Here is a 25,950-nt window from a genome sequence, read left to right on the forward strand (position 1 = left end):
TTTTGAGGCAAGGGATTCATCGTGGGAATACGCGTATTGGTGTTGGGCAGCCAAGGCCAGCTGGGCCACACATTGGGGCAGCATGTGAAGCCAGCCTTGCTGGAAACGCTGGATGCCTATGTGGGTGTGGACCGCGACACGGTGGACATGACTGACCCGGACCAATTGATTGATACGCTCAAGGACGTGCGCCCCGATGTGATTATTAACGCAGCTGCTTACACGGCGGTGGAACAGGCGGAGCGGGATGCGCACGCGGCGTTTGCCATCAATGCCCATGCCGTGGGTGTGTTGGCTGAGCAGGCCAAAAAGCAGGGGGCTGTGCTGGTGCACTACAGCACCGATTATGTGTTCGACGGCACGGCCAACCGTCCATACGTTGAAACCGACGCCGTGAACCCGGTGAATGTGTATGGTCAATCCAAGCTGCAGGGTGAGCAGTTTCTGGAAGAGGTGGGCGGCAATTGGGTGAATTTTCGCACCAGTTGGGTGTTTGCCCAGCGCGGTGGAAATTTCTGCAAAACCATATTGAAGGCAGCCCGTGAGCGGGATGAGCTCACCGTGGTGGACGACCAGCGCGGTGCGCCGACGCCCGCCAATTTTTTGGCCGAGTTGGGTTTGCAAGTGGCGGGTGTGGTGGCCATGAGCCGTTACAAGCAACTGGGTAAACTGGCGCCGTCTTTTTTGCCGGACCACCCCGGTGAAGTGCCCAGTGAAGAGACTTTTCACGCCACTGCGGCTGGCGAAACCACGTGGTATGACTATGCGTGCTTGGCCATTGAACAGGCGCACAAACAGGGGCTGCTTGAGCGTGTGCCCACCGTGGTGCGCGCCAAAACACCTGACATGAACTTCAAGGCTGCACGCCCCGCGTATTCGGTGTTGAACAACACCAAGTTGAAGTCGGTGTTTCGGGTGAATCAACCCGACTGGCAAAAAGCGGTGCGAAATTTGATCATGAACCTGCCCCCGGATTTTGAATAATCCGAGGTCAGCCGCACATCAATGAATGCGCCACACCGTGGAGCGCACCGAGGCCCAAGCCCCCACCATCACCAACACCACCCAGATGGAGACCATGCCCAAGGCCGTCACCAGGCTGGGTGCCTGAAAGCGAAAGCCGCTGTCAAACTGGCGGATCCACTGGCCCACCGCGTCGTCGGCCAGGTTCATGCCGCCACCCACCAAACCATAGGCGAGAGCAAACGCCACCAGTGCCAGGCTGACCGACCACCACAGGGTGGGGCGACCCACTTCCGCGTCAGTCGCACCCAGGGCCTTGAGCACATGCACTTCAGCCTGGTTGCGAATCAATTGCAAGCGAACGGTGTTGAACGTGACCACCAACACCATGCCTGCAATCATCACAGCCAGTGCGCCGGCAATCAGTTGGGCGCTGTTCAATAAACCTTGAAGCCGACGCACCCACTGCGCGTCGTATTGAACAAACTCGACTCCGGCGAATTTTTTCCACTCGGCGATTTTGGTGTCGATGAGGTTGGTGTCGGTTTTTGCATCCACGCGCAAAGTGGCCACCACGGTGTAGGGCAAGGGGTTCTCCGGCAAGGCGGAGGCCAGGTCGGGCGTTTGGCTTTGTTCACGCAGCCTTGCCAGGGCCTGTTGAGGCGTCACGATCTTGACCGACTCCAGATCGAAATCCCGTTTGAGTTTGGTGGCTGCAGTCTGCACGCTCTCTTCGGATGCATCCGTGCGGAAATACAGGCTCACTTCAGGGTCGCCCACGGCGCGGTCCATGGAGGGAATGAGGGCGCTCAGCCCTTGTGCAATGGCCCACGGCATGGCCAATGCAATGGCCAGCACCAAGGCGTTGAACAGATGGCCCAGTGGTTCATCCAGCCACAGCTTCAGGCCTGCTGAAATTGAAAACCATTGCAGTCGTAACCAGCGCATGTGTGTGTTTCCGGTGTGTGGTGGTGCTTGTTCGGTTGATCGGGGCTTGGTGGATGCTCAGTGCCTGCTCAAGCACCATAGGCCTTGTTCAAAAAATCTTTCGAGAATTCCTGTGCGCCACCTTCACGCCCGCCCGCATGGGACAGGTCTGCCGGTGTGGGCAGCACTTGACCGTCGCCCAAGCGAAGGCGGTGGGTCACGCGGTTAAAGCGGTGTGACTCATGCGTGGCCACAATCACGGTAACCCCTGCGCGGTTGAACTCTTCCAAGAGGGAAACCACACGCGATGCGGAGTCATCATCCAGCTGGGCGGTGGGTTCGTCAGCCAGCACCAGTGCGGGGCGATTCACCACGGCGCGCGCAATTTGCAGGCGCAACTGTTGGCCGCCCGACAGTTCGGTGGGCAGCATGTGGTCGGTGTGGCTCAGCCCCACCCTAGCCAAGGCCGCTTTAACACGGCTTTGAATGTCGGCTTCGGCTTGGCCCACCACACGCAGGGGCAATGCCACATTGTCGAAACAACTGCGGTTTTGCAGCAGTTGGACGTCCAGCCCGGTGTAGCCGACTGATCGACGGTAGTGGGCGCGTTCGCGGCGGTTCAGTTTTGCAATCGAGCTTTTGCCCACAAAAATGTCGCCACTGCTGGGGGACTCGAATGTGGCCAGCAAGCGCAAAATGGAGCTTTTGCCGGCGCCCGAGTGGCCTTCCAGCAAGGTGAATGAGCCTTTGGGCAACTGGAAATTCACGCCCTTGAGGGCGGCATGTTCGCCATATTTCAGTGACACATTTTTGAAGACGATCATGACGCGGCATTTCCTTCGGCATCAATGCCCACTAGGGCGTTGGCAAATTCCCGTGGGCTGAAGGGGCGCAGGTCGCCCAGCTTCTCACCCACCCCGATAAAAGCCACCGGTACCCGGGTGCTCATGCTCATGGCCGCCAAAATACCGCCTTTGGCTGTGCCATCCAGTTTGGTCACCACCAGGGCAGTCAGGCCCAGCGCATCGTTAAAGGCTTTGATTTGTTGAAGTGCATTTTGACCATTGGTGGCGTCGACCACCAAGACAATTTCGTGTGGCGCATCCACCTTGGCTTTGCCCAGCACTTTCTTGATTTTTTTCAGCTCTTCCATGAGGTGAAGCTGGGTGGGCAGGCGGCCCGCTGTGTCGCAAATCACAATGTGGCTGTTGCGGGCAATGCCCGACTGAACGGAGTCAAATGCGACTGCCCCTGGGTCGCTGCCTTCTGCGGAAATGACGTCCACATTGCTGCGCTGGGCCCACACATCGAGTTGTTCACGCGCAGCCGCACGGAATGTATCGCCAGCGGCCAACAACACGGAGTAACCAATTTCGGCATAGTGGTTGGCCAGCTTGCCGATGCTGGTGGTTTTGCCGGCGCCATTGACGCCAACCACCATCATGACCAGTGGACGGGCCCGGTCCACACCCATGCTGGTTTCCAGGGGGCGCAGCAGGTCGAACACCGCATCGCGCAGCACCAGGCGAACACCCTCCGGGCTGGTAATGCCTTTTTGATACACCTCGTCGCGCACTTTTTGCATCAGCAATTCGGTGGCGGGCAAGCCGCAATCGGCCAGCAGCAGGCGTTCTTCCAGGTCTTCAAAAAATGCATCGTCCACCTTTTCGCCAGTGAACATGGAGGTCAGGCCCGAGCGGGTTTTGGTCAAGCCCGATTTCAGGCGGCCTAGCCAGTCCTGTCGCTGCCCGGGGATCTGCATTCAGTGTGCTCCAGTGTGTCGGTGTGGTGTCGTAAAAAAGGGTGGCCAATGAACAAAATGCGATTAACGCGGTCACAGGCTGGCATGGTGAAGAACTTATTCTACCATTGCGGCAAAAGGCCTCGTTTAAGGGGCTCCACAATGCAGACGGATGGATGAAGCATGAAGCAAACCGGTAAACACGCACTGAGCCCATGGCGAGCCCTCACCGCGACGGCCATGACGACGCTGGCGCTGAGCGCAACCCTGCTTGCCCCCGTGGCTGCCCGCGCAGCCGATGGGCAGGTGACTGAATACACCTTGAACAATGGCCTAAGGTTGATTGTGAAAGAGGACCACCGCTCGCCCACCGCAGCCCACATGGTGTGGTACAAGGCCGGTTCAATCGATGAGTACAACGGCACCACGGGTGTGGCCCATGTGTTGGAACACATGATGTTCAAGGGCACCAAAGTGCTCAAGCCCGGCGACTTTTCAAAAATTGTGGCTGAACTGGGTGGGCGTGACAACGCGTTCACCAGTCGCGATTACACCGCTTATTTTCAGCAATTGCAGGCCAAAAACCTGAAGCGGGTGTTTGAGCTGGAAGCCGACCGCATGGCCAACCTGCAACTGACGGAAGCCGAATTCAAGAAAGAAATCCAGGTGGTGATGGAAGAGCGCCGCTGGCGCACCGATGACCAGGCGCAGAGCAAGCTGTATGAAGCTTTCATGGCCACCGCTTACCTGGCCAACCCCACCCGCACCCCGGTGATTGGCTGGATGAGCGACTTGGAACACCTCACCTACAAAGACGCTCGCCATTGGTACAACACCTGGTACGCGCCGCAAAATGCGGTCGTGGTGGTGGTGGGCGATGTGAAGCCCGCGCAGGTCAAAACCTGGGCGGAAGGCACCTACGGCAAGGTAAAGCCTAAGCAGCTGGAGGAGCGCCGCCCACAAGATGAACCGAAGCAAGAAGGCACGCGCCGCATTGAGGTGAAAGCCCCGGCCGAGAACCCCTACGTGATGATTGGTTTCAAGGCGCCCAAGCTTGAAAATGTGAACAAGGACCGCGACCCCTACGCGCTGTCGGTGCTGGCGGCTGTGCTGGATGGCTATTCCGGCGCGCGCATGAACCGCGAGTTGGTCCAGGGCAGCAAAGTGGCCACCCAAGTGGGCGCCAGCTACGACATGACCGGCCGTGGCCCCTCCATGTTCTTTTTGGATGCCACGCCGTCGGAAGGCAAAACAGTGGCAGACCTGGAGCCTTTGTTGCTGGCCCAGGTGAAAAAGGTGGCAGACCAGGGCATTACAGATCAAGAGTTGGCGCGGGTGAAGGCCCAACTGGTGGCTGCACAAGTGTTCAAGCGCGATTCCGTGTTTGGCCAGGCCATGGAGATTGGCCAGAACGTCATCATCGGCTTTTCGGTGAAAGACATTGACACCATGATTGAGAAAGTGAAGTCGGTGACGCCTGCTGAAGTTCAAAGCGTGGCGCAGCGCTATTTTTCACCCGACCAGATGACGGTGGGCACACTGTTCCCCTTGCCGATTGACCCCAATGAAAAGCACAGCAAGCCCAAGGGTTTGACGCATTGATGAGTCCATTGATGGGCCAGGTGAACGGCCCAGTTGGATTGACCGGACGCACATTTTCAGGAAGTACAGCATGACACTCTGGATGAACCCTTTTAAAACAGCACTCACCGTGGGCCTGGTGGCCTTGGGTGCAAGCGCGCACGCCGCATTGCCCATTGAAAGCTGGAAAACCGACAGCGGCGCGAAAGTGATGTACATGCGCGCCGAGGCCTTGCCCATTCTCGATTTGCGCATTGATTTTTTTGCCGGCAACCGTGCCGACCCCAAAGACAAAATTGGCTTGGCTGGCGCAACAGCCGACATGATTGGCCGAGGTGCCGAGGGCCTGGATGAAAACCAGATTGCTGATGGATTTGCAGACACCGGGGCGGTGTTTGGCAGTGCAGCGGGCGAAGACTCGGCGGGCCTGCAATTGCGGACACTGACCTCTGAGCCCGAGTTTTCAAAGTCGATCGCCTTGTTTAAAACTGTGCTGCAAAAGCCGGTGTTTGACGCCCAGGTGTATGCGCGTGAGCAAGTGCGCAGCATTGCTGGTTTGAAAGAGGCCCTGACCAAGCCAGATACATTGGCCCAGCGAGCGTTTTCGCAGGCCCTGTACCCGCAGCACCCCTATGGCTATGTGGAAACAGAGCAAAGCATCAAGGCTGTGACTATCGACGATATTCGACAGTTTTACAAAAGCCATTACCTGGGCAATGCAGCGGTGGTGAGCATTGTGGGAAATATCACCCGTGCACAGGCCGAAAAGCTGGCCAATGAATTGACAGCACCGCTGCCCAAAGGCACGTTGACCGAACCTGCCTTGGGCAGCGCCACGGCCGAGCAGTTGCAAGCGCAGATGCAAGGGCAAACCATACAGATTGATCACCCGGCAGCCCAAAGCCACATTTTGATGGGCTTGCCCACACTGGCCCGCGGTAACCCAAGCTATTTCGATTTGCTGGTGGCCAACCATGTGCTGGGCGGTGGCGGCTTTAATTCTCGCTTGATGAATGAAATTCGCGAAAAGCGCGGCCTGGCCTACAGTGCGTATTCGTACTTCATGCCCTCGGGCGATGCAGGGCCATTCCAAGCGGGTGTGCAAACCAAACGGGAGCAAACCGGGCAAGCGCTGGAACTGATGCGCAAAACCATTCTCGATTTCATCGCCAAGGGCCCCAGTGCCGAGGAGTTGAAAGCGGCCAAAGCCAACTTGGTGGGTGGGTTTCCATTGCGGGTGGACAGCAACAGCAAACTCATCAGCAATATTTCCATGATGGGCTTGTACAACCTGCCGCTGGATTACCTGGATACCTGGACTGCCAACATCGAGAAAGTGACGGTGGACAGCGCGCGCAAAGCCTTTGCCAACGCCGTGAAGGCCGACAAGCTGGTGACTGTGGTGGTGGGCGGCCAGCCCAAATGAAGCCCGCGGTGAATAAAACCGCTGCCGGTAGCCTGCGCATTATTGCGGGGCACTGGCGCCGCCTGCAATTGCCCGTGGCCCCGGTGGAGGGCCTGCGCCCTACGCCCGACCGTGTCCGCGAAACCGTGTTCAACTGGTTGGGGCAAGATTGCACCGGCTGGCGTGTGTTGGACCTGTATGCTGGCACGGGCGCCTTGGGTTTTGAGGCCGCCTCGCGCGGGGCGGCAGAGGTGGTGCAGGTAGAGGCCCACCGCGTGGTTGCCAAACAACTGGAGCAAAACCGGGCCTACCTGCTGAGCAAATGGAACCCCCAGCAGGGCACGGCACCAGCCTTGAGTGTGCACTTGGCAGACGCTGTGGCATTTGCCCGGCAGGGCGGTGGAAAGGCCTATGACCTGGTGGCCTTGGACCCCCCGTTTCACAGCGACCACATAGACCGCATTGCGCCCCACTTGCCCGGTTTATTGAAGCCGGGCGGTCTGATTTACCTGGAATGGCACGAGAACCTGTTTGCCGATGAGCCCGTCTTGGCCGCACGGCTTGGAATTGCAAAAATTGATGCCCTGCGTCATTTAAAAGCTGGCCAAGTGCATGCGCATTTGTTCGCCCTGCCAGCTCTGTGATACAAAGCGGTTATCCACAATAAAACCCTGGCATTTTGGAGATCAGCGATGCGCATTGCTGTGTATCCCGGTACATTTGACCCCCTGACGCGCGGCCATGAAGATTTGGTTCGCCGTGGTGCAAAAATATTCGACAAGCTGGTGGTCGGCGTGGCCGACAGCCCCAACAAGCGTCCCTTCTTCTCGATGGACGAGCGGGTGCGCATTGCTGGCGAAGTGCTGTCTCACTACCCCAATGTGGAGGTGAAGGGCTTTCGCGGTTTGTTGAAAGACTTTGTACGCGCCAACGAAGCCAGTGTGATCATTCGCGGCTTGCGTGCGGTGAGCGACTTCGAATATGAGTTTCAGATGGCAGGCATGAACCGCTATTTGTTGCCTGATGTGGAAACCATGTTCCTCACCCCGTCGGATCAGTACCAGTTTATTTCGGGCACCATTGTGCGCGAAATCGCCTCACTGGGCGGTGATGTCAGCAAGTTTGTATTTCCATCGGTTGAGCAATGGCTGAACCAAAAGCTGGCCGCGCGGCAAGGCGATGGCCAACCGTGAAGCAGCATGGCCCTGATCATCACTGACGAATGCATCAATTGTGATGTGTGCGAGCCCGAATGCCCCAACGGGGCCATTTTCATGGGCGAAGAAATTTACGAAATCGACCCTTCAAAGTGCACGGAATGTGTGGGCCATTTTGACGAACCCCAGTGCGTGGTGGTCTGCCCGGTGGAGTGCATTCCGAAAGACCCCAATCACCCCGAAAACCAGCAGCAGTTGCTGGGCAAGTTTTTCAGGCTACACCCTGACAAAACACCCTATTTGCCAACAGACCCCAAGGAATGAATGGCTTGGCTTGCCGCTTACAGCGTGGGCTGCAAGCACAGGCGCAAACCTTGATTATCCGCTGTTGCAGGCTTGGTCTGAATCTCGGTCACGTCCAGAATGTTGAACCACGACTGTTGCCATTGCCAGATGGCCGTGCTGTCGGGCCGCATGCTTTTGGCCACAGCCAGTTGACTGCAGTCCGGACCACGAACATGCGCGGGTGCCGGTAGCCCTTCACTGCCTTCAATGGTGGCGGGTTCAACTTGCATGCGCTGTGTGGCCGGGTTGAACTGCAAGTTGAAGGTCCAGGCCTGCGCATCCTGATGGGTAAACGTCCACTCCGCTTGCCTGAAGGACCAGCGCTGCATGGGCAAGCCACCGGAAAATTCTCCAGCAGAAAATGCCGCCTGGTGGATGTCGGGGTCATCGTCCCGACGCAGGTAAATTCGAAGTTGTTGACCGCTCACGCGAACAATCGGTGCGCCTGTGTTGTGCTCGCCAGCCTGTGCAAGGCTGACCAGCAACTGTTGTTGTGCCAGTGTCCCCGTCCACGGAAAACCTTGCCATTGGCCGTTGAATTCGGTGTGCAGGTTTTTGAGAGACCAAGTGACTGATCCATCGGCCGACTCGTAACGTGCGGGCGATGCTTGAAGAGCCACATACGCTTTCGTGCCATTGTTTGCAGACATTCGCCATGCCAGGCTGAGTGTCGCAGGCTCATCGATTGAGCCTGAATTGAACCGAAAATCGTCCAGTTGCGCCTGCATGTCGGCCTCACCCAAGGCATGCCATTGCGCCTTCTCAATCCGAAGGTTTTCAAGGTTGAATGTTGGTTTTGGCGACTTGCCCAGCTGTGTGTGACTGGCATCGTTCCAGTAGCGAACCCATTCCATCGGAATACTGGGTGCACATGACAACACCGATGCTGTGCATTTGCTGTGGGCTTGAACCTGACTGTCAATGCCTTTGAGGGTGATGCCAGTGATGATTGGCGTTTCGCCGCGAAGAAAGCCGTAGTCCGACAATTCAAGGCGAGCCAGCGCAACACTCAATTGCTCACCAGTGTCGGGTTTGCTTTGAGAAAAGCCTGTCAACAACAGTTGGGGGCGTTGCCCAAGTGCCAGCACAACCCGGTCCAGTTGGGTCCGTCCGTTTGGAAACTGCTGTTGCAATGCAAGCAGATGGCTTTCCCACACACTGCGCGGCACAACAATGCCGTGGGTGAGCAAGATGTACAGAAAGCCGACCAGCCCGACGATTGTCGCGAGGATGGTCAGCCTGCGCATGGCGGTTTACACGTTGAAGAGGAAGTTCATAACGTCGCCGTCATGAACCACGTATTCCTTGCCTTCTGCACGCATTTTTCCGGCTTCCTTGGCCCCGTTTTCGCCTTTGAATGCGATGAAGTCGTCGAAGGCAATGGTTTGGGCGCGGATAAAGCCACGTTCAAAGTCGGTGTGAATAACACCCGCTGCTTTTGGGGCTGTATCACCAATCTTGATGGTCCATGCGCGCACTTCTTTCACGCCAGCGGTGAAGTAGGTTTGCAGGCCCAAGAGCTTGAAGCCAGCACGGATCACACGGTTCAGGCCAGGTTCCTTCATGCCAATGCTTTCCAGAAATTCCATTTTGTCGGCATCGTCGAGGTCGGCAATTTCGGCTTCAATGGCCGCACACACCGCCACAACGGGCGCGTTCTGCTTGGCCGCATAGTCCTCCAGCCGCTTCAAAAATGCGTTGTTCTCAAAGCCATCCTCGGCCACGTTGGCCACATACATGGCGGGCTTGGCGGTAATCAAGCCAAAGCTTTTGATGGCAAACAGGTCTTCCGCGTCCAAGCCCAGGGCACGCACGGGTTTGACTTCGTTCAGTTGAGCCTGGCACTTCTCGAGAATCGCCAGCACCTTGGCCGCTTCTTTGTCGTTGGCCCGCGCTTGCTTGGCGTAGCGAATGACCGCTTTTTCAACTGTGCCCAAGTCGGCCAGGCACAGCTCGGTTTCAATGGTTTCAATGTCAGACAGCGGGTCGACCTTGCCGTTGACGTGCACCACGTTGTCGTCTTCAAAGCAACGCACCACGTTCACAATCGCATCGGTTTCGCGAATGTGGGCCAAAAACTGGTTGCCCAGGCCTTCGCCCTTGGAGGCGCCTGCCACCAGGCCAGCAATGTCCACAAACTCCACGGTGGCCGGCACAATGCGCTCGGGCTTCACAATGTCGGCCAGTGCATTCAAGCGTGCATCGGGCACTTCCACAATGCCCACATTGGGCTCGATGGTGCAAAAGGGATAGTTTTCAGCCGCAATGCCTGCTTTGGTGAGCGCATTGAACAGGGTGGATTTGCCAACGTTGGGCAGGCCAACGATGCCGCATTTGAGGGTCATGATTGCAATGGCTTGTATTTAAACTGGAATGTTTGCAATTGTACCTTGTTTGCACAGGGTGCCATGGAACCCTCCCCACTGAAGCGCCCACCAAGATGTTCGTATATTGCACTTGTTGGACTTTTGATGCCGCTAAGTTACGCCAAGGTCGTTGCCGGTAGTGATGTCCCCAAGGCACCCAGTCTGCCGGGCAACTCTGTTGCCACCTCTGCTGCTAATGCCATTGTGAGCACTGCGGGCAAATTGTCCGCACCTATTCTGCAGGCGCAAGGTTCAAACGCAGGGCCTTCGTTTTTGTCTCCGTTGAGCAAGGCGCTCATCGACAAACCACAAGACATCACTCCCCAACTTTCTACCGGGAAAAAAAGAAAACTCTCCGCCTTCATGGAGGATGAAGGTATTTCCCCAAAGCGCCTACAAATGTCCTTCCGGAATGAGTCATCGCTGGGTGGTTTGCAACAACGTTTCTCCAGCGAGTCAAACAAGGCAGGTTTGACCTTTGCCAAGGGCGTTAATGCCCTATACAACGGCACGTCTGTGGAAACCTACGCGCTCCGTGCTTTGCTGGGGCCAACCCAAGAGGCACAGGCGGACTTGGCTCAGTTTCGCAAGGCTGCCGGCGACCTTTTGCAGCGAAACGCAGATGACCTGAGCTCAGTGAAGAATTTTTTGACAGGAAACGACTTTGTGCCCACCACACGGGACAAAAACTTTTTGATTACGATTGTTGATTTTGAAGGGCTGGGGCAGTTGAGGTTCATTTCAATGTCGGGCAGCAAAGTTAGGCCGCCTGTTGCCACCAGCACCGATGCCAAGAACGAAGCCCCCATGGGCAAGCTGTCCGTGGTGGGTGACGGTCAACCATCGAACTACACATTCAATTTAATTCCCCCCGCACCGCGTGGTGTCCATCAAGCCGCGTTAACGCAATACGCCAAGCAGCTCAATCTGACCGACAATAAAATTTACTATCTTGGCTATCATGACCTTCTTGTGAAAAGTCGAGATAGAGCCCACGCACTGCGGTTGGTGCCCAAGGTAAGCACCCACAAGGCAGATGGACTGGTACACGACCGAGCCAATGACACGGAATACTTTGTGCTGAATGGTTTGCGAACAATCCTGGATCAAAGACCTGAACTAAGCGCCGTACCCATCAATATCCGAATGTTTTCCAAATTGCGCATGTGTGAGGGGTGCGAATTGGCTGCGAATTATGCAGCCATTCAAAAACAATTCAGCAACTTACAGTCTCTCCGGGTTTATGGAGGGTAGGGTGCACACCTGTTCTGCGCTTAGGTCGCGTTGACTTGTGTCAGCCAATTGGAAAACTCCTCGGCCAAGCGGTGGCTTTCAGCAATTGCTGTATTCCAGTGCGCAATACGCTGATCATGGTCCAAGCCATAGCGCTTGAAGTCGCTTCGGTCTGGAATTTTTTTCGCCGGCAGGCTGTTCACAAATTCATCGGTGGGGCACAGCAGCACCACGTTGCTCATCCACTCCGGCTTTGCTTTGCGCAGTTTCAAAAACTTGTCCAGCCAACCGGGCGTCACTGTGCTCGAGAAGTGTGGGTACAGCACCAACCCATCCAAACGGTGATAGGGCAATGCCAAATGGTAGTCCGTCAAGCCACCATCCCAAAAGGGCCCTTCGTGGTACTGTAGCGTGTGGGCATTATCGGGCATGGCCTTCACAATACGCTGCACTGGGTTGAGCACAAAAGGAATGCTGCCCGACGCCAGCAGCGCATCCCGAATATTCAGCGGGTGCAGCTCTGCGCGGTGGGTGGGGATGGCGTCAAAGGCTTGGTCGAGCCAAGCGGTGGCAGCGCCAGGGGAATGAAAAATCCACCGCTCAAAATAGCGCGACAAGTGGTTGCGGTTGATGCTGTTGGCCAACACTGCAGCGGCAAAGCCACGTTTGCGTTCCCGCTGCTGATGGGCGTGGTGCAATGGGCTTAACCCCCGGTTGACCCAGACCAGAAGTTCTTTGTGAGCGGGCAGGCTCATGCTGTGAGCCTGGTCAGCCACCACCTGTTGAACCATGCTTTGGCACACCTCGGTGATTTGGTGGCGGTTCACTGTTTTGCCATAGCGCTGGGCTTCGCAGTATTGCCAGGCAAGGCGTTTTAATGCGTCAACAGGTTCGTTGCTGGCCGCTGCCGCCATGCGCCACGCACCAATGGAGGCCCCAATCAATTGCAATGGTTTGGCGCCCTGTGCTTGCCTTTGCGCCAAGTGCGTTGGGTTAAACCAATCACCAAACAGAAAATGGTCCAGCCCCTGGAGAATGAGGCCTTTTGGGCCGCCTGCAGCACCGGGAATGGCTTGTATATCGAATGGCGAAAGCCCGTTTTGCTCAATGTGTTTGCGCGCCCGTTCGCCAGCGATGATGCGCAAGGACTTCATGCTGTTTTCACCGCCTGATAGGCCGCGTCTACCTCGGTGTGAATCCGTGTGGTCGCTTGCGCAACGTTGCCTTGCAAAATGAGGTCGGTGTGCTTCAGTAAAATCTCGATGGTTTTGTCGATGGCGATTTGTTGATCGTTGCTGGGCCGGTGCAATACAAAGTCTGCAACACCTTGTTGAAGGTTGAGGCTTCTGGGGTGGCCAATGCCAATGCGCGCACGCCAAAATTCATTGCTGCCCAAGTGGGCCACCATGTCTTTCAATCCATTGTGGCCGGCATGGCCACCACCTTTCTTGATTTTGAGTTGACCCGGCAGCAGGTCGAGTTCGTCGTGCGCCACCAGGATTTCTTCCGGTTTGATTTTGAAAAATTTGGCCAGCGCACCCACCGACTGACCGGAGCGGTTCATGAACGTGGTGGGGAACAACAGCCACACATCTTCACCCTGGAACTTGATTCGCGCCAGATCGCCAAAAAAGCGTTTGTCGGCCTGCAGGAAAACCTTGTGGGCGCGTGCCAAGTCGGTGAGGTACCACACACCAGCATTGTGCCGAGTGGTTTCGTACTGAGGGCCCGGGTTGCCAAGGCCAACGATGAGGCGGATGGGGGTGTTGCTGGACATGGTGTTCACGGCAATGTGTTGTCAGGCCGAGTATACGCGCAGAAGCCGCGCACATAAAAAAAGCAGACCACCTTTCAGCGGTCTGCCTTCTCAAGCATTGAATAACCCGAGGGCTTATTCGTCGCCAGCGGCCTTGGCTGCGGCGTTCTTGATCTTAACCGTCACCAGTGACAGGTCATCCTGGCCATGGTTGGGGATGGACACGCCAGCAGGGAGCTGCAGATCCGTCACGTGGATGGAGCGCTTGGTGATGTCCAAGGTGCTGCAATCCACAGCGATGAATTCTGGCAGGTCGGCAGGCAGACATTCCACTTCGATCTGGTTGGCAACGAAAGTCACTTGACCGGCATACAGCTTGACCGCTGGGCTTTCCAGGTGACCGGAGTAGTGCAAAGGCACCAGCATGTGCACTTTCTGTGTGGGGTCTACGCGCTGGAAATCCATGTGCAGGATTTGCTGCTTGTAGGGGTGCATCTGGTAGTCACGCAGCACGGCTTTTTCGGCCTTGCCATCGATTTCCAGGTCGAGAATGGATGAGTGGAATTTCTCTTTTTGCAGGGCGTGCCACAGCGGGTTGTGCTCAATGGCAATGGCGGCTGCTTGCGAGTTGCCACCATAAACGATGCCAGGTACCTGGCCAGCACGACGCAGGCGGCGGCTCGCTCCGGAACCCTGCTCTGTGCGGGATGTTGCGACTACTTTCATGTTGATCTCCAAATTTGAATCCACCGCGACCAGTGAACCCAAGGTATGCAGCACTTTTTTGGGGGCGGCTGCAAATGGCCCCATTAAAACGTTTGCCCGAATGCTTAGTCGATAAACAGGGAGGACACCGAGTCGGAGCGGACGATGCGACGGATGGTTTCCGCCAGCAGTTCATCAACGCTCAGCACGCGAATGTTTTTGCTGTTTTTGGCTTCTTCCGACAATGGAATGGTGTCCGTCACCACCAATTCATCCAGGTCAGACTCTTCAACCCGTTGAATGGCTCCACCGGACAACACAGGGTGTGTGCAGTAGGCCAGCACCTTCTTGGCACCATGCGCTTTCAGTGCGGAGGCCGCTTTGCACAGGGTGTTGGCGGTGTCCACCATGTCGTCCATGATGACGCAGGTGCGGTCCTTCACGTCGCCGATGATGTTCATGACTTCCGCCACGTTGGCGCGTGGACGGCGCTTGTCGATGATGGCCAAATCGCAATCCAGGCGTTTGGCCAGCGCGCGGGCGCGAACCACGCCACCCACGTCGGGCGACACCACCATCAGGTTTTCAAATTTTTGCTTCCACACATCGCCCAGCAGCACAGGTGAAGCGTAGATGTTGTCCACCGGAATATCGAAGAAACCCTGGATTTGGTCTGCGTGCAGGTCCATGGTCAGCACACGGTCCACACCCACGACCTGCAGCATGTTGGCCACCACTTTGGCCGTGATGGCCACGCGGGAAGAGCGAACACGGCGGTCCTGACGGGCGTAGCCAAAGTAAGGAATGGCTGCGGTGATGCGGCCAGCCGATGCGCGTTTCAGTGCATCGATCATGACCATCATTTCCATGAGGTTGTCGTTGGTGGGGGCGCAGGTGGACTGCAGAACGAATACATCCTTCCCACGCACGTTCTCATTGATTTCCACCATCACTTCGCCATCGGAGAAGCGGCCCACGGTGGCTTTGCCCAATGGAATGTTCAGTTGTTTGGCCACAGACTCTGCCAATGTTGGATTGGCATTGCCGGTGAAGATCATCAAACTGTCGCTGGCCATGGTGTCCCCGGGGCTAAACGTGAGGGTTGAAGCAAAAATAAAAAAGGGCCAACCGATGGCTGGCCCTTTCTGTGGTTTGGCAGGGGAGGAAGGACTCGAACCCTCGCATGCCGGAATCAAAATCCGGTGCCTTAACCAACTTGGCGACTCCCCTAAAACTTTGCTCGACCGGTTTAACAGACCCTCATGAGAGAATGGCGCTGTCAAACACGTGGCCTGCCTGCAACAACGGGTTTCCGGAGACAGCCTGCAATGCGCTGCTGAGTTGGCTTGGGCTTGCAAACACAGCAAACATGGCTGAACCAGAACCGGTCATGCGAACCAAAAGCGGGCTAAACGCTGCAACCGATTGTTTGAAACTGCTGAAATACTGCTGCCACTCAGGGCGACGTTTTTCAACCACAGCTTGTAACACGTTGCGTGTGTTGGCGCTTAAGAAGCTCAACAAACACGGGTTTTGAGAACCGCTTTCGAGACGGCTGGCCGAATCGAAGACCGCAATTTTGACGTCTTTCGCGTCGCGTGTCAATTCCGGATCACCAAAAATTTCACCGGTGGGGCATGAGATGGGGGGTTTAAACACCAGAACATGCCCACTGAAGCCATCAATCGGCGTGATGTTCTCGCCAATTCCCTCCACAAAGGCTGGTTTGCCCGTCAAAAAAAAGGGAACGTCTGCACCCAGACCCAACGCAGTGTTGTGCAGCAAAGCGGCGTTCAGTGGCTTGCCCAAGGCGGTATTCAGCGCTTGCAGCACCGTTGCGGCGTTGCTGCTGCCGCCGCCCAGGCCGGCTTCTTCAGGAATGCGTTTGTCCACGTGAAGCGACACCGCCAAGCCCTGTGGCTGGTGTTGCGACCACACATCAAACACGGCTTGGGCAGCCCGTACGGTGAGGTCTTTGTGTTCGGGAATATGGAGAAGACCGCCGGTGCGCTCAATGTGCAAACCGGGCGTGTTGGATGTTTGAACTTGCAGCACAACGGTGTCGGCCAGGCTGATGGGGCAAAACAGGCTTTGCAGCAGGTGGTAGCCATCTTCTCGCCGCCCTGTGATGTGCAGAAACAGGTTGATTTTTGCAGGCGAGGCCAGCGTGGTGTCGAGCAGGGTGCTTACACCCCGTTGATTAGCGCCCAATTTTGCCTTGTGGAATCAGATCAATACGCCCGGACGTATTGTTTTGAACAAACAACACGCGATAACGGCCTTCGCTGTTTTGCCATTTCCAGTGGTCAGGCAGGGGTGGAAGATTGTCCGGATTGGGATTTTTCATCCAGTTCACCAGCGCGTCGGCGGGCAGGGAGACCGGAAACATCAGGTCGAACAGGCTTTGCCAGTCTTGTGCCAGGTACACCCGGCCATCGGCCGCCCGCACTTCGTAGTAATTGCCGTTTCGTTTGGCTTGCCCAAGACTGGGGCCGAGGGTCGAGTTCACTTCCAGGTAGGCCAATTCCACGGGGGGACGGTCACCTTGCGCAGCATAACCCGAGCGCCATTCATAGGAACCCGACACCGATTCGGCTTTCACCTGGCCTTGGTCGTCGACGGCTTTCCACAGCAGACCAAACCGGCCGTAATGGCAGCTGGCATCGCTGGCTGTGCAGTCAATGCCACCCGGTTGTCTGCTCAGGCTGCTGCAGGCCGTTAGCACCACGCCCAGCAAAGCCATGCAGGCCCAGCGCAGCAGTCTGTTGAGGTGCGGTTTAGTCACATTCATGGTTCGCCAGAATATCCACAGGGATGCGTTCAACGTGTGGTTTGCCCAAGAGGATTACACACCCGACAGTGTTTGCAACAACCGGCCCAGTTTGTCGCTGTTGGGGAACCGCTGCTTGAGCGAGTCGCCCAGCTTGCGTGCCTCGTCTTGCTCGCCGTTTTTGGACAGCACTTCGATCAGGTGCGCGCCGATTTCTTCGTCAGGCCGCAGTGCGTACGCTTTGCGCAGGGTTTCTACGGCCTTGTCCAGATTGCCCATGCGGTAGTGCACCCAACCCAGCGAATCGAGAATGAATGGGTCGTTGGGGGCCAATTCCACGGCTTTGCTGATCAGCTTCAGGGCCTCTGGCAAACGCACGTTCCGCTCGGCCAGGGTGTAGCCCAAGGCATTGTACCCATGGGGGTTGTCCGGGCGAACCTTGATCAAGGCGTTCAAGTAGGTTTCCACCGTGTTCAAGTCGTTTTGCCGCTCGGCCACCATGGCGCGTTCGTACAGCAAATCAGGCTGGTTTGGGTACGTCTTCAGGCTGTTTTCCAGCTCTGCAACGGCTTGTTCCGGCATTTTTCTGGATTCAGCCAGCTGGCTTTTGGCCAGGGTTAGCCGCACTGCCAGGTCTTCATTGGCCGGCTTGAAGGCATTGAGCACTTTGGCTGCGGCACGGTAGTTGCCTTGCTGCTCGTAAACGGCCGACTTTTTCAACTGGATGTCAAAGTCATTTTGAGCGTTGGGCGCTTTGTCCAGCCAACGCAAGGCCCCGGAAATGTCTTTCTCCCCAAGCGCCATTTCGGCCAAGGTGAGGTAAATCAGTGTTTCATTCTGGCGCTCGGCTGCCGGGGTGCGCTTCAAGTAGGTGTTGAAATTGGCTTCAGCGCCTTGGCGGTCGCCTGTTTTGGACAGCACAAACCCCAGGCTGGAGTACAGCGGGGTGTTGTCAGGCTGAAGGGCGATCATTTCACGGAAGCGATCACGGGCCTGGGGCCATTGCTCCAGTTGGGTGTAAGTGCGGGCCAAGTACAGGCGGGCGCCAAACCAGCGGGGGTTTTCATCGACTTTGGCTTCGATCAGTTTTAACGCGGCATCGGGGCTCGCGTCCCGGCGTTCCATGATTTGCGCCAGCTGAACGTAATAACGCTCTTGCGGCGAGACCGCAATCACTTGGGTCAGGTGGTCAGCCGCCAGCGCAAACTGATCGGACGACTCGGCGATTTGAGACAGCAGCAACTGGGTGTCGGCATCCTTTGGGTCGTTCCCAAACAGCGCGATGGCGGTGTTGTAGGCCTTGGTTTTGTCGGGAATGCGCAGCAGCATTTCGAGGGCCACTTTGTGCGGTGTAGCCCCACTGAGCCCGGGGTGGGCCTGTTCCGCACCTTTCACTTCATCCAGATAGGCTTTTAACGCCGGCATGGCCTCGTCTACCCGGTTGGTGCCCAGTTGAAGCACCAGAACCGAGCGGCTGGCCTGTTTGTCGGTGGGCGCCAGTTGTTGCCACAGGCGAGCTGCATCCAGGGCGGCTTCCAGCTGGCTTTCGCCCAAGGCGATTTCCAGTGCGCGTTTGGCCAGTTCAGGGTCTTTTTCGAGTTTGGCGGCTTCGGTGTAGGCCAGTGTGGCCGAATAGGCATCGCCACGCTGGCTGGCAATTTCGGCGGTCAGCAGTGCAAACAGCGGGTTTTGTTCAACCAACTGCGCCACACGCTGCTGGTAATTCTGGCGCGTACCATCGGGCGCGTCGGTGGATGCGTTTTCAGTCGACTGCGGTGCGGTGGCACAGCCTGCTACAATACTGGCCATCAACAGGCCAGCCGTGCATGTCAGTACCCGATTCAAAGATGTCATGATTTACTACCCGATGTGTGTGCAAAGGCCAACGCAGTGTTCATTATTATCACATGACCCACAGTCTTTGGGGCTGCAACGCCCAACTCCCCCGGATGTGTCTGTTCTCAATGGGTAACCAACATGCCGGAATTGCCTGAAGTTGAAATCACGGCCCGTGGTGTGGGGCAGCATCTGTTGGGGCAAGTTCTTGAACGCACCACTGTCCGGGAAAGACGACTTCGCTGGCCGGTTCCGGCGGAGGTTGCACGCTGTGATGGTTTGCCCTTGAACGCTGTACAGCGTCGATCGAAGTACCTGATCCTGCATTTTGAACAACAGGCTTTGATTATTCACTTGGGCATGTCTGGGTCGCTGAAAGTGGTGGACCCGACAGTGCCCCTGGAAAAGCACGATCACATTGAGTGGTTGTTCCGCGCGGGGGATGGTCGCCAGCGGGCCTTGCGCTACAACGACCCCCGCCGCTTTGGCAGTGTGGACCATGTATTGACCACCGAGGGTTGGGAGGCGCAGTGTGCGCGCTTTGCTGCCTTGGGGCCAGAACCCTTCAGCGGCGCGTTCACCCCGGAGGGTTTTTTCAAGGCCACGCGGGGCAAGCGGGTGTCCATCAAGGCACTGCTGCTGGCAGGCCATGCCGTGGTGGGTGTGGGTAACATCTACGCCTGCGAGGCCTTGTTCCGAAGCAGCATTCGCCCGGGGCGTGCGGCAGGCCGGTTAAGCCGTGCAGACTGTTCGCGTTTGCACCAGGCTGTGGTGGCGGTGCTGGGTGAGGCCATTGAGCGTGGCGGGTCAACCCTTCGAAATTTTTCGGCGGTCAATGGTGAGTTGGGGCACTTTCAGACCCACTGCGATGTGTACGGCCGTGAGGGCGAGCCCTGCAAACGTTGCGGTGGCATTGTGAAGCGCCGGGTGATGAACCAGCGCAGCACATTTTATTGTCCAGGTTGCCAGGCATGAGTGCGCATACAGCGCCAGCGCCTTTGCAGGGTGAGGCCTTTTCTAGCACCCTGATCGATTGGCAAAAGCAGGCGGGCAGACAGCACCTGCCTTGGCAATACACGGGCGATGCTTACAAAGTGTGGTTGAGCGAGATCATGCTGCAGCAAACGCAGGTCAGCACTGTGCTCAACTACTATGCGCGGTTTTTGGCGGCTTTTCCAACCGTGGCGGATTTGGCCGCTGCGCCCAGTGAGGCTGTGATGGGCTTGTGGGCAGGGTTGGGCTACTACAGTCGGGCGCGCAATCTGCACGCCTGTGCCAAGGCGGTGGTCGAGCGGTTTGGCGGGCAGTTCCCACAGGATGTTGAGGCACTGGCGTCGCTGCCGGGGATTGGCCGCTCAACGGCGGGTGCCATTGCCTCGCTGGCGTATGGTGTACAAGCGCCCATTCTGGATGGCAATGTGAAACGGGTGTTTTGTCGGTATTACGGCATGGAGGGTGACCCCATGTCCACACCGATGGTCAAGCAGTTGTGGGAGGTCGCTGAACGCAATGTGCCCAGGGTTGAGCCTGGCCGCTACAACCAGGCCTTGATGGACTTGGGGGCCACACGCTGCACGCCACGGAAAGCCCACTGCGCAGCGTGCCCCTTGATGTCAACCTGTGTGGCCCTGCGCCAAGGGCGGGTGGAGTTGTTGCCTTCGCCCAAAGTCAAAAAGCCACGGCCTGCCTTGTATTTTCTGGCGGTCTGGGTGGTTGATGCCCGGGGGTATGTCTGGCTGCAACAGCAAACAGCCCGGGGGCTTTGGAAAGATTTGTGGATGGCGCCCTGCATTGGCATTGCATGCGACTCGGATTCAGGCTCATGGCGTGAGCCTGTGAATGCAGTGTTGAATGTTGGTGAATTACAGTTCAATGCGGATGCTGTGAACTCAGCTCTGAGTGCAGCCGCTGCGCAACCCTGGCTGGTGCATGAGTTGACCCACCGGAAGATGCACTTTAAAACGGTGGTGTTGCGCAGCAACGAGACCTTGAACCTGTGCAAAGACGCAGGAGCCTTGCCCTTGCCCAAGGTGGTTCACAAATTATCCCAGGCTGCGGTGGCGCAACAAAATGCTCTCGATTTCGGCGAGGGGTTGGCTTTGAAAGAGTTTGGCCAATGATTCGGCCACATAGACCGAACGGTGCTGGCCACCGGTGCAACCAATCGCCACGGTGACGTAACTTCTGTGCTCGTCCAGGTAAGACGGCAGCCACTTGCGCAGATACTGTTCAATGTCCTGAATCAATTCACTGCTTCTTTGGTCCGCCTGGATGAAGGCAATCACTTCGGCGTCCTTGCCTGTGAGCGGGCGCAGGTTTTTGTCGTAATACGGGTTGGACAGGCAGCGCACATCGAACACCAGGTCGGCATCGGTGGGCAAGCCCTTCTTGAAACCAAAGGTTTCAAACACCAAGGTGAGGCGGGCCTTTTGGCCTTCCACTGTGTCCAGCACCCAACGTCGCAAGGTGTTGGGCAGCAAGCCTGACGTGTCGATGCTGTTGGAGATGGCTTTGAGCGGAGCCAAGGCCAGGCGCTCAGCATCCACGCATTCCTGCACCGTGGCCTGCTCGCCCAGACGCGCGCTCATGGGGTGTCGGCGGCGGCTCTCAGAATACCGTGTCACCAAGGTTTCGTCGTCGGCATCCAGAAAAATGGGCCGCGCGTCGGTGCCGTGTTTGCGAAGGTTGAGCAGCAGTTCGGGCACATCCACAATGTCTTTGCCGGTGCGTGCGTCTGCCGCGACCGCCACTTGGCTGATGCCCTCGGCTTCGAGTCGTTTCAATACATCGGCAATGAAACTGGGGGGCAGGTTGTCGATGCAGTAAAAACCGGAATCTTCAAGGGCGCGAATGGCCACGGATTTGCCGGAGCCTGACATGCCGGTGACCAAAACCACTTTCATGGATGGCTCCTGGGTGGTGGTTGTTCAGTGGTCCAAGTCTGCATCGGGAATGGTGGGCGGCTCTTCTCCGCCCAGCTCGCTCAACATGGCTTTTTGTTGACGCACCATGAATTCATCCAGGGTGTTGATGCCGCGCATTTGCAAAATGGTATTCCGCACCGCTGCCTCCAGCAACACCGCCAGGTTTCGACCTGCGGCCACCGGCAGCATGACTTTCCGAATGGGCAGGCCCAACACTTCCTGAAACTGGGTTTCGGTCAGCAAGCGGTCCTGGTGTTGTTCCAGCGACGCCCTGCGCACCAGGTGAACAATCAGTTTCAAGCGCATTTTTCGCCGCACGGCGGTTTCGCCAAAAATCGCCTTGATGTCGAGCAGGCCAACCCCGCGCACTTCCATCAGGTTGCGGATCAGTTCAGGGCAACGCCCTTCAATGTAGTTGGGTGCAACCCGGGAAAATTCCACGACGTCGTCGGCCACCAATCCGTGACCACGAGAGATCAATTCGAGTCCCAGTTCGCTTTTGCCCAGGCCAGATTCGCCGCAAATGAGCACGCCCATGCCCAGCACATCCATGAACACGCCGTGCATCATGGTGGTGGGTGCCAGCCATTTGTTGATGTACACCCGCAGGAAGTCGATGATTTCTGCCGCAGCCAGCGGTGTGGTCAGCAGCGGTATGTTGGCCGTGTTGCACGCCTCGGACAATAGGGGGTGGGGGGCAAATGACTCTGCGACAATGATGGCGGGCGGGTTGCCTTCCACCAGTTTTTCAATTTGGTGGCGTTTGCGGTCATCAGAGATGCGGGCGAAGTATTCAATTTCCTGCCGGCCAAACACCTGGATGCGCCCCGGGTGAATGGTGTTGAGGTGCCCAACCAGGTCGGAGGAGGCAAAGCACTGGAGGTCTAACCCACGGCCGCCGCCGTTGAGGCCAGCCAACCACTCCAGTTTGAGTTTGTCGCGGTTGGCTTCGATGAGTTCTCTCAGTTGCTTCACAGGTGCTTAACTCGCGGGTTGGTAGGGCTCCCAGTTGGCGATGAGCTGGTGGGTCAGGTCCGGGTTGGATTCTGTCAAGAGCTTCTCGCGGAATTCTCGATCCGACAACATTTGAGCCAGTTCAGACAGTATATCCAGATGGTGCTGGTTTGCGCTTTCGGGCACCAGCAAAAACATCAGCAGCTTGACGGGTTGACCGTCGGGTGCATCGAATGGAATGGGGTCCTGGACACGCACGAGGCAAGCCACAGGCTCGCGCAGGCCTTTGATGCGGCCATGCGGCACGGCAACCTGTTGACCAAGCCCTGTTGAACCCAGGCGTTCGCGCGCGAACAGGCTGTCGAATACCTTGGCCCGGGCGATGCCCTGGTTGTTTTCAAACACCAATCCGGCTTGTTCAAATACGCGCTTTTTGCTGGTGACCTGTGCATCCAGCACGATGTTGGATGACGGCAGAAGATTTGCGATTAAGTTCATCGGACTGATTCCCGATACCCGCTTCAAAAATTGTGGGCCGATTATACGCCATAAAAACAAAAAAGGCGGAACGGGGTCCGCCTTTTGCTTTTCCCTGAAAATACAGGGATTTAGGTGTTTTATTCCGTTTCTTCGACGGCCGAGTGTTTGATGGGGGCGTGGCTGTGGCTGGTCAGCTTGTCTTTGTGACGCAGCACTTGGCGGTCCAACTTGTCGGCCAGGGAGTCAATTGCTGCATACATGTTTTCGTCACTGGACTCTGCGTGAATATCCTTTCCGCGCACATGCAGGGTGACTTCTGCTTTTTGAACCAGTTTGGTCACTGAGAGGGTAACCGATGCGTCAATCACATGGTCAAAGTGCCTTTTCACCCGGTCTAGTTTTTCAATCACATACTGGCGAATGGCTGGGGTAACTTCGAGATGATGACCATTGATGTTCAAGTTCATACAGACTCTCCTTACGTTGCTGCGCATTGCCCATGCAAAAGTCAGAGCGATTTGCGCATGTTCACCGGGGGGATCTTGAGGGATTCCCGGTATTTAGCCACCGTGCGTCTTGCGACCACGATGCCCTGCTGACCGAGTAGTTCGGCAATCTGGCTATCGGATATTGGCTGCTTCGGGTCCTCCGAGGAAATCAGTTGCTTGATGAGCGCACGAATGGCCGTGCTGGAAGCCTGTCCACCTGAGTCGGTTGAAACATGACTTCCGAAGAAATACTTTAGCTCAACCAACCCATGCGGCGTCAACATGTATTTTTGCGTGGTGACCCGCGAAACAGTCGATTCATGAAGACCCAAAAGATCCGCTATTTCTCGCAGAACCAAGGGTTGCATAGCGATTTCACCATGGTTGAAGTAGCCGATTTGTCGTTCAACGATGGCTTGAGAGACTCGTAAAATAGTGTCAAATCGCTGCTGAACGTTTTTGAGCAACCAGCGAGCTTCCTGCAGTTGGGCGCTCAGTTGTGCGCTTTGCCCGCGATTTGAACGCAAAATGGCCGCATAAACCTCATTGATGCGGATTCGGGGCATCACATCAGGGTTCAGTTGGACGTGCCATTTCCCGGCGGATTTCCGCACAATGACGTCCGGCACCACATGGTCGTCGTCCACACGGCGAAATTTGGCCCCGGGGAAGGGTTCCAGCGAACGGATGAGTTGGTGGCATTCTTTGAGCAGCTCTTCGTCGACGTTCAATACTTTTTTAAGCTTGGTGTAGTCCCGCTGGGCGAGCAAACCCAGGTGTTCAGCGATGATCAAACGGCAGATATTGAACAGTTCGCTGTTATTGGCAATGTCTTGCCGGGTTTTTAGCTGAAGAAGCAGGCATTCGGATGCGTTTCGCGCACCCACGCCAGGTGGGTCGAAGCTTTGCAGCAATTTGAGTGCCGCCTGCAACTCTTCAAACTCCAGGTCGGGCACCTCCTGCAGCGTGTCCCAGAGGTCCTCGAGCTCAACAGTGAGGTAACCATCGTCGTTGAGATAATCAATCAGCCACAGCACCAGGTTTTTGTCGCGCTCGGACGCGTTGGTCATGCGAAGCTGGTCGATCAGGTGCTGCGAGAGGCTGCTTTCCGGTGCCGCCAGTTGCAGCCCCGGCTTTTCTTCGTCGCCATCTGCATTGGTGCCACTGTTGTCACGCCAGTCCCCTTCCCAGTTGTCCTGGATGGCGTCGATGCTGTCGCGTTGGACGAGGTCCTCAGCATCCCGCTCCGCCTCAGGCGCCAGTTCCTGGGGTTGTTCGACCGCCGGTTCTGCGCGTGCAGGTTCAGTTTCACCAGGGTCAAAACTGTCGGTGGGCGTGTCGTCCAGTTCGCTGTTGGCGCCCAAGCTCACAGTCTGGTCGGCACCATTCTCATCGCCATCTTCGTCTGACACTTCCAACAATGGGTTTTCTGCAAGCGCCTGTTGAATTTCCTGCTGCAGTTCCAGTGTGGACAATTGCAACAGCCGGATGGACTGCTGCAATTGGGGCGTGAGTGTGAGGTTTTGAGAGACTTTGAGTTGAAGCGACTGTTTCATGGCGTGGCGGTGGCCTTACATCCGAAAGTGTTCACCCAGATACACCCGCCGAACATCGTCGTTTTCGATGATTTGTTCGGGGGTTCCGGAGGCGAGCACGCGGCCAGCACTGATGATGTAGGCCCTGTCGCAAATGCCGAGCGTTTCGCGAACGTTGTGGTCGGTGATGAGCACACCAATGCCTTTGGACTTCAGGAACGCAACAATCTTCTGGATTTCCAGCACGGCAATGGGATCAACCCCTGCAAAGGGTTCGTCCAGCAGAACGAAGCGCGGAGAACTGGCCAATGCCCGGGCGATTTCAAGCCGGCGGCGTTCGCCCCCCGACAAGGAGGCTGCCAAGGATGTGCGGATGTGGGCAATCTGCAAATCGTTCAACAGGTCTTCCACGGCCTGGTCCACGGTTTTGTCCGCGGGTGGGTTGATTTCCAGCACAGCCCGAATGTTTTCTTCGGTGGTCAGTTTGCGAAACACCGAAGCTTCCTGCGGCAGGTAAGACAAGCCGGCCCGTGCGCGGTCGTGGATGGGCTTGAGCGTGATGTCGGTGCCTTCAAGGCAGATGTAACCTTCATCGGCTGCCACCAGGCCAACGATCATGTAAAAGCAGGTGGTTTTGCCCGCGCCGTTGGGGCCCAACAGGCCGACCACTTCGCCGGTGTCCACATGCAGTGACACATCTTCAATCACCCGCTTGCTGCGATAGGCCTTGCGCAAACTCAAGGCTTGAAGGCGACCCTGGCCTGTCAGTGTTTTTGAAAGCATG

General features: G+C 56.8%; 27 protein-coding genes and 1 tRNA gene. 9 read left to right on the top strand and 19 right to left on the bottom strand.

Annotated features, from left to right (window positions below):
• Window positions 1-21: 21 nt before the first annotated feature.
• On the top strand, window positions 22-984 hold the full coding sequence (gene rfbD / locus VGE55_RS01290; RefSeq protein ID WP_331129934.1) for a dTDP-4-dehydrorhamnose reductase: 963 nt from the start codon (window positions 22-24) through the stop codon (window positions 982-984).
• 18 nt (window positions 985-1,002) lie between these two features.
• Here rfbD and VGE55_RS01295 read toward each other — a convergent pair whose 3' ends face one another.
• The 3 genes from VGE55_RS01295 to ftsY form a co-directional block, all read right to left on the bottom strand.
• Window positions 1,003-1,911, bottom strand: a complete 909-nt coding sequence (locus VGE55_RS01295) for a cell division protein FtsX (RefSeq protein ID WP_331129935.1) — start codon at window positions 1,909-1,911, stop codon at window positions 1,003-1,005.
• A gap of 68 nt (window positions 1,912-1,979) precedes the next feature.
• Entirely contained in the window at window positions 1,980-2,714 is a 735-nt protein-coding gene (locus VGE55_RS01300; RefSeq protein WP_331129936.1) for a cell division ATP-binding protein FtsE, read from the bottom strand.
• Window positions 2,711-3,652, bottom strand: a complete 942-nt coding sequence (gene ftsY, locus VGE55_RS01305; RefSeq protein WP_331129937.1) for a signal recognition particle-docking protein FtsY — start codon at window positions 3,650-3,652, stop codon at window positions 2,711-2,713. Before ftsY ends, VGE55_RS01300 begins: the two co-directional genes overlap by 4 nt.
• A gap of 162 nt (window positions 3,653-3,814) precedes the next feature.
• Here ftsY and VGE55_RS01310 point away from each other — a divergent pair, with 162 nt between their 5' ends.
• The 5 genes from VGE55_RS01310 to VGE55_RS01330 all read left to right on the top strand — a co-directional run bounded on the left by VGE55_RS01310 (window position 3,815) and on the right by VGE55_RS01330 (window position 8,098).
• On the top strand, window positions 3,815-5,233 hold the full coding sequence (locus VGE55_RS01310; RefSeq protein WP_331129938.1) for a pitrilysin family protein: 1,419 nt from the start codon (window positions 3,815-3,817) through the stop codon (window positions 5,231-5,233).
• 70 nt (window positions 5,234-5,303) lie between these two features.
• Window positions 5,304-6,638: a pitrilysin family protein gene (locus tag VGE55_RS01315; RefSeq protein WP_331129939.1), complete on the top strand. Its 1,335-nt coding sequence runs from the start codon at window positions 5,304-5,306 to the stop codon at window positions 6,636-6,638.
• 8 nt (window positions 6,639-6,646) lie between these two features.
• Window positions 6,647-7,261, top strand: a complete 615-nt coding sequence (rsmD, locus tag VGE55_RS01320) for a 16S rRNA (guanine(966)-N(2))-methyltransferase RsmD (protein ID WP_331129940.1) — start codon at window positions 6,647-6,649, stop codon at window positions 7,259-7,261.
• A 48-nt stretch (window positions 7,262-7,309) separates the two neighbouring features.
• Window positions 7,310-7,810 (top strand): pantetheine-phosphate adenylyltransferase, encoded by a 501-nt coding sequence (gene coaD, locus VGE55_RS01325; protein ID WP_331129941.1) that lies wholly within the window; start codon window positions 7,310-7,312, stop codon window positions 7,808-7,810.
• Between the two features lie 6 nt (window positions 7,811-7,816).
• Entirely contained in the window at window positions 7,817-8,098 is a 282-nt protein-coding gene (locus VGE55_RS01330) for a YfhL family 4Fe-4S dicluster ferredoxin (RefSeq protein ID WP_331129942.1), read from the top strand.
• A gap of 17 nt (window positions 8,099-8,115) precedes the next feature.
• Here VGE55_RS01330 and VGE55_RS01335 read toward each other — a convergent pair whose 3' ends face one another.
• Together VGE55_RS01335 and ychF are read right to left on the bottom strand one after the other, a co-directional pair.
• Window positions 8,116-9,366: a hypothetical protein gene (locus tag VGE55_RS01335; protein ID WP_331129943.1), complete on the bottom strand. Its 1,251-nt coding sequence runs from the start codon at window positions 9,364-9,366 to the stop codon at window positions 8,116-8,118.
• A 6-nt stretch (window positions 9,367-9,372) separates the two neighbouring features.
• On the bottom strand, window positions 9,373-10,464 hold the full coding sequence (ychF, locus tag VGE55_RS01340; protein ID WP_331129944.1) for a redox-regulated ATPase YchF: 1,092 nt from the start codon (window positions 10,462-10,464) through the stop codon (window positions 9,373-9,375).
• Window positions 10,465-10,590: 126 nt separating this feature from the next.
• Between ychF and VGE55_RS01345 the strand changes: the two genes are divergently transcribed.
• Window positions 10,591-11,739, top strand: coding sequence for a hypothetical protein (locus VGE55_RS01345; RefSeq protein WP_331129945.1), 1,149 nt, complete (start codon window positions 10,591-10,593; stop codon window positions 11,737-11,739).
• Window positions 11,740-11,759: 20 nt separating this feature from the next.
• Here the strand turns inward: VGE55_RS01345 and VGE55_RS01350 are convergent, their stop codons facing one another.
• The 8 genes from VGE55_RS01350 to VGE55_RS01385 form a co-directional block, all read right to left on the bottom strand.
• On the bottom strand, window positions 11,760-12,872 hold the full coding sequence (locus VGE55_RS01350) for a patatin-like phospholipase family protein (protein WP_331129946.1): 1,113 nt from the start codon (window positions 12,870-12,872) through the stop codon (window positions 11,760-11,762).
• On the bottom strand, window positions 12,869-13,495 hold the full coding sequence (gene pth / locus VGE55_RS01355; RefSeq protein WP_331129947.1) for an aminoacyl-tRNA hydrolase: 627 nt from the start codon (window positions 13,493-13,495) through the stop codon (window positions 12,869-12,871). The genes VGE55_RS01350 and pth overlap by 4 nt, the downstream gene beginning before the upstream one ends.
• Window positions 13,496-13,609: 114 nt before the next feature.
• On the bottom strand, window positions 13,610-14,200 hold the full coding sequence (locus VGE55_RS01360) for a 50S ribosomal protein L25/general stress protein Ctc (RefSeq protein WP_331129948.1): 591 nt from the start codon (window positions 14,198-14,200) through the stop codon (window positions 13,610-13,612).
• A 104-nt stretch (window positions 14,201-14,304) separates the two neighbouring features.
• Window positions 14,305-15,255, bottom strand: a complete 951-nt coding sequence (locus VGE55_RS01365; protein ID WP_331129949.1) for a ribose-phosphate diphosphokinase — start codon at window positions 15,253-15,255, stop codon at window positions 14,305-14,307.
• Window positions 15,256-15,332: 77 nt separating this feature from the next.
• Window positions 15,333-15,409 (bottom strand) — tRNA-Gln (locus tag VGE55_RS01370).
• Window positions 15,410-15,439: 30 nt separating this feature from the next.
• Window positions 15,440-16,390 (bottom strand): 4-(cytidine 5'-diphospho)-2-C-methyl-D-erythritol kinase, encoded by a 951-nt coding sequence (gene ispE / locus VGE55_RS01375; protein WP_331129950.1) that lies wholly within the window; start codon window positions 16,388-16,390, stop codon window positions 15,440-15,442.
• The gene (locus VGE55_RS01380; RefSeq protein ID WP_331129951.1) at window positions 16,380-16,970 is read right to left on the bottom strand and encodes a hypothetical protein; all 591 of its coding nucleotides are present in this window, start codon (window positions 16,968-16,970) and stop codon (window positions 16,380-16,382) included. Before VGE55_RS01380 ends, ispE begins: the two co-directional genes overlap by 11 nt.
• 54 nt (window positions 16,971-17,024) lie before the next feature.
• Window positions 17,025-18,803: a tetratricopeptide repeat protein gene (locus VGE55_RS01385; RefSeq protein ID WP_331129952.1), complete on the bottom strand. Its 1,779-nt coding sequence runs from the start codon at window positions 18,801-18,803 to the stop codon at window positions 17,025-17,027.
• Window positions 18,804-18,926: 123 nt separating this feature from the next.
• On the opposite strand from VGE55_RS01385, the gene mutM reads away from it, so the two are divergent.
• Together mutM and mutY are read left to right on the top strand one after the other, a co-directional pair.
• Window positions 18,927-19,760: a bifunctional DNA-formamidopyrimidine glycosylase/DNA-(apurinic or apyrimidinic site) lyase gene (mutM, locus tag VGE55_RS01390; protein ID WP_331129953.1), complete on the top strand. Its 834-nt coding sequence runs from the start codon at window positions 18,927-18,929 to the stop codon at window positions 19,758-19,760.
• Window positions 19,757-20,905: an A/G-specific adenine glycosylase gene (gene mutY / locus VGE55_RS01395; protein ID WP_331129954.1), complete on the top strand. Its 1,149-nt coding sequence runs from the start codon at window positions 19,757-19,759 to the stop codon at window positions 20,903-20,905. The genes mutM and mutY overlap by 4 nt, the downstream gene beginning before the upstream one ends.
• On the opposite strand, the gene rapZ is transcribed toward mutY, so the two are convergent.
• From rapZ to lptB, 6 genes are all read right to left on the bottom strand, one after another.
• Window positions 20,828-21,688: an RNase adapter RapZ gene (gene rapZ, locus VGE55_RS01400; protein ID WP_331129955.1), complete on the bottom strand. Its 861-nt coding sequence runs from the start codon at window positions 21,686-21,688 to the stop codon at window positions 20,828-20,830. The genes mutY and rapZ overlap by 78 nt on opposite strands.
• 24 nt (window positions 21,689-21,712) lie before the next feature.
• Window positions 21,713-22,684: an HPr(Ser) kinase/phosphatase gene (gene hprK, locus VGE55_RS01405; RefSeq protein WP_331129956.1), complete on the bottom strand. Its 972-nt coding sequence runs from the start codon at window positions 22,682-22,684 to the stop codon at window positions 21,713-21,715.
• A gap of 6 nt (window positions 22,685-22,690) precedes the next feature.
• Complete coding sequence (locus tag VGE55_RS01410; protein ID WP_331129957.1) at window positions 22,691-23,161, bottom strand: PTS sugar transporter subunit IIA; 471 nt, start codon at window positions 23,159-23,161, stop codon at window positions 22,691-22,693.
• Between the two features lie 119 nt (window positions 23,162-23,280).
• Window positions 23,281-23,610, bottom strand: a complete 330-nt coding sequence (gene hpf, locus VGE55_RS01415; RefSeq protein ID WP_331129958.1) for a ribosome hibernation-promoting factor, HPF/YfiA family — start codon at window positions 23,608-23,610, stop codon at window positions 23,281-23,283.
• Window positions 23,611-23,651: 41 nt separating this feature from the next.
• The gene (locus VGE55_RS01420; RefSeq protein WP_331129959.1) at window positions 23,652-25,187 is read right to left on the bottom strand and encodes an RNA polymerase factor sigma-54; all 1,536 of its coding nucleotides are present in this window, start codon (window positions 25,185-25,187) and stop codon (window positions 23,652-23,654) included.
• A 15-nt stretch (window positions 25,188-25,202) separates the two neighbouring features.
• Window positions 25,203-25,949 carry an LPS export ABC transporter ATP-binding protein gene (gene lptB, locus VGE55_RS01425; protein WP_331129960.1) on the bottom strand — a complete coding sequence of 249 codons (747 nt, stop codon included), beginning with the start codon at window positions 25,947-25,949 and terminating at the stop codon, window positions 25,203-25,205.
• Window position 25,950 lies beyond the last annotated feature (1 nt).

Origin of the sequence: Limnobacter sp. (assembly GCF_036405155.1) — a bacterium.
GTDB lineage: Bacteria > Pseudomonadota > Gammaproteobacteria > Burkholderiales > Burkholderiaceae_B > Limnobacter.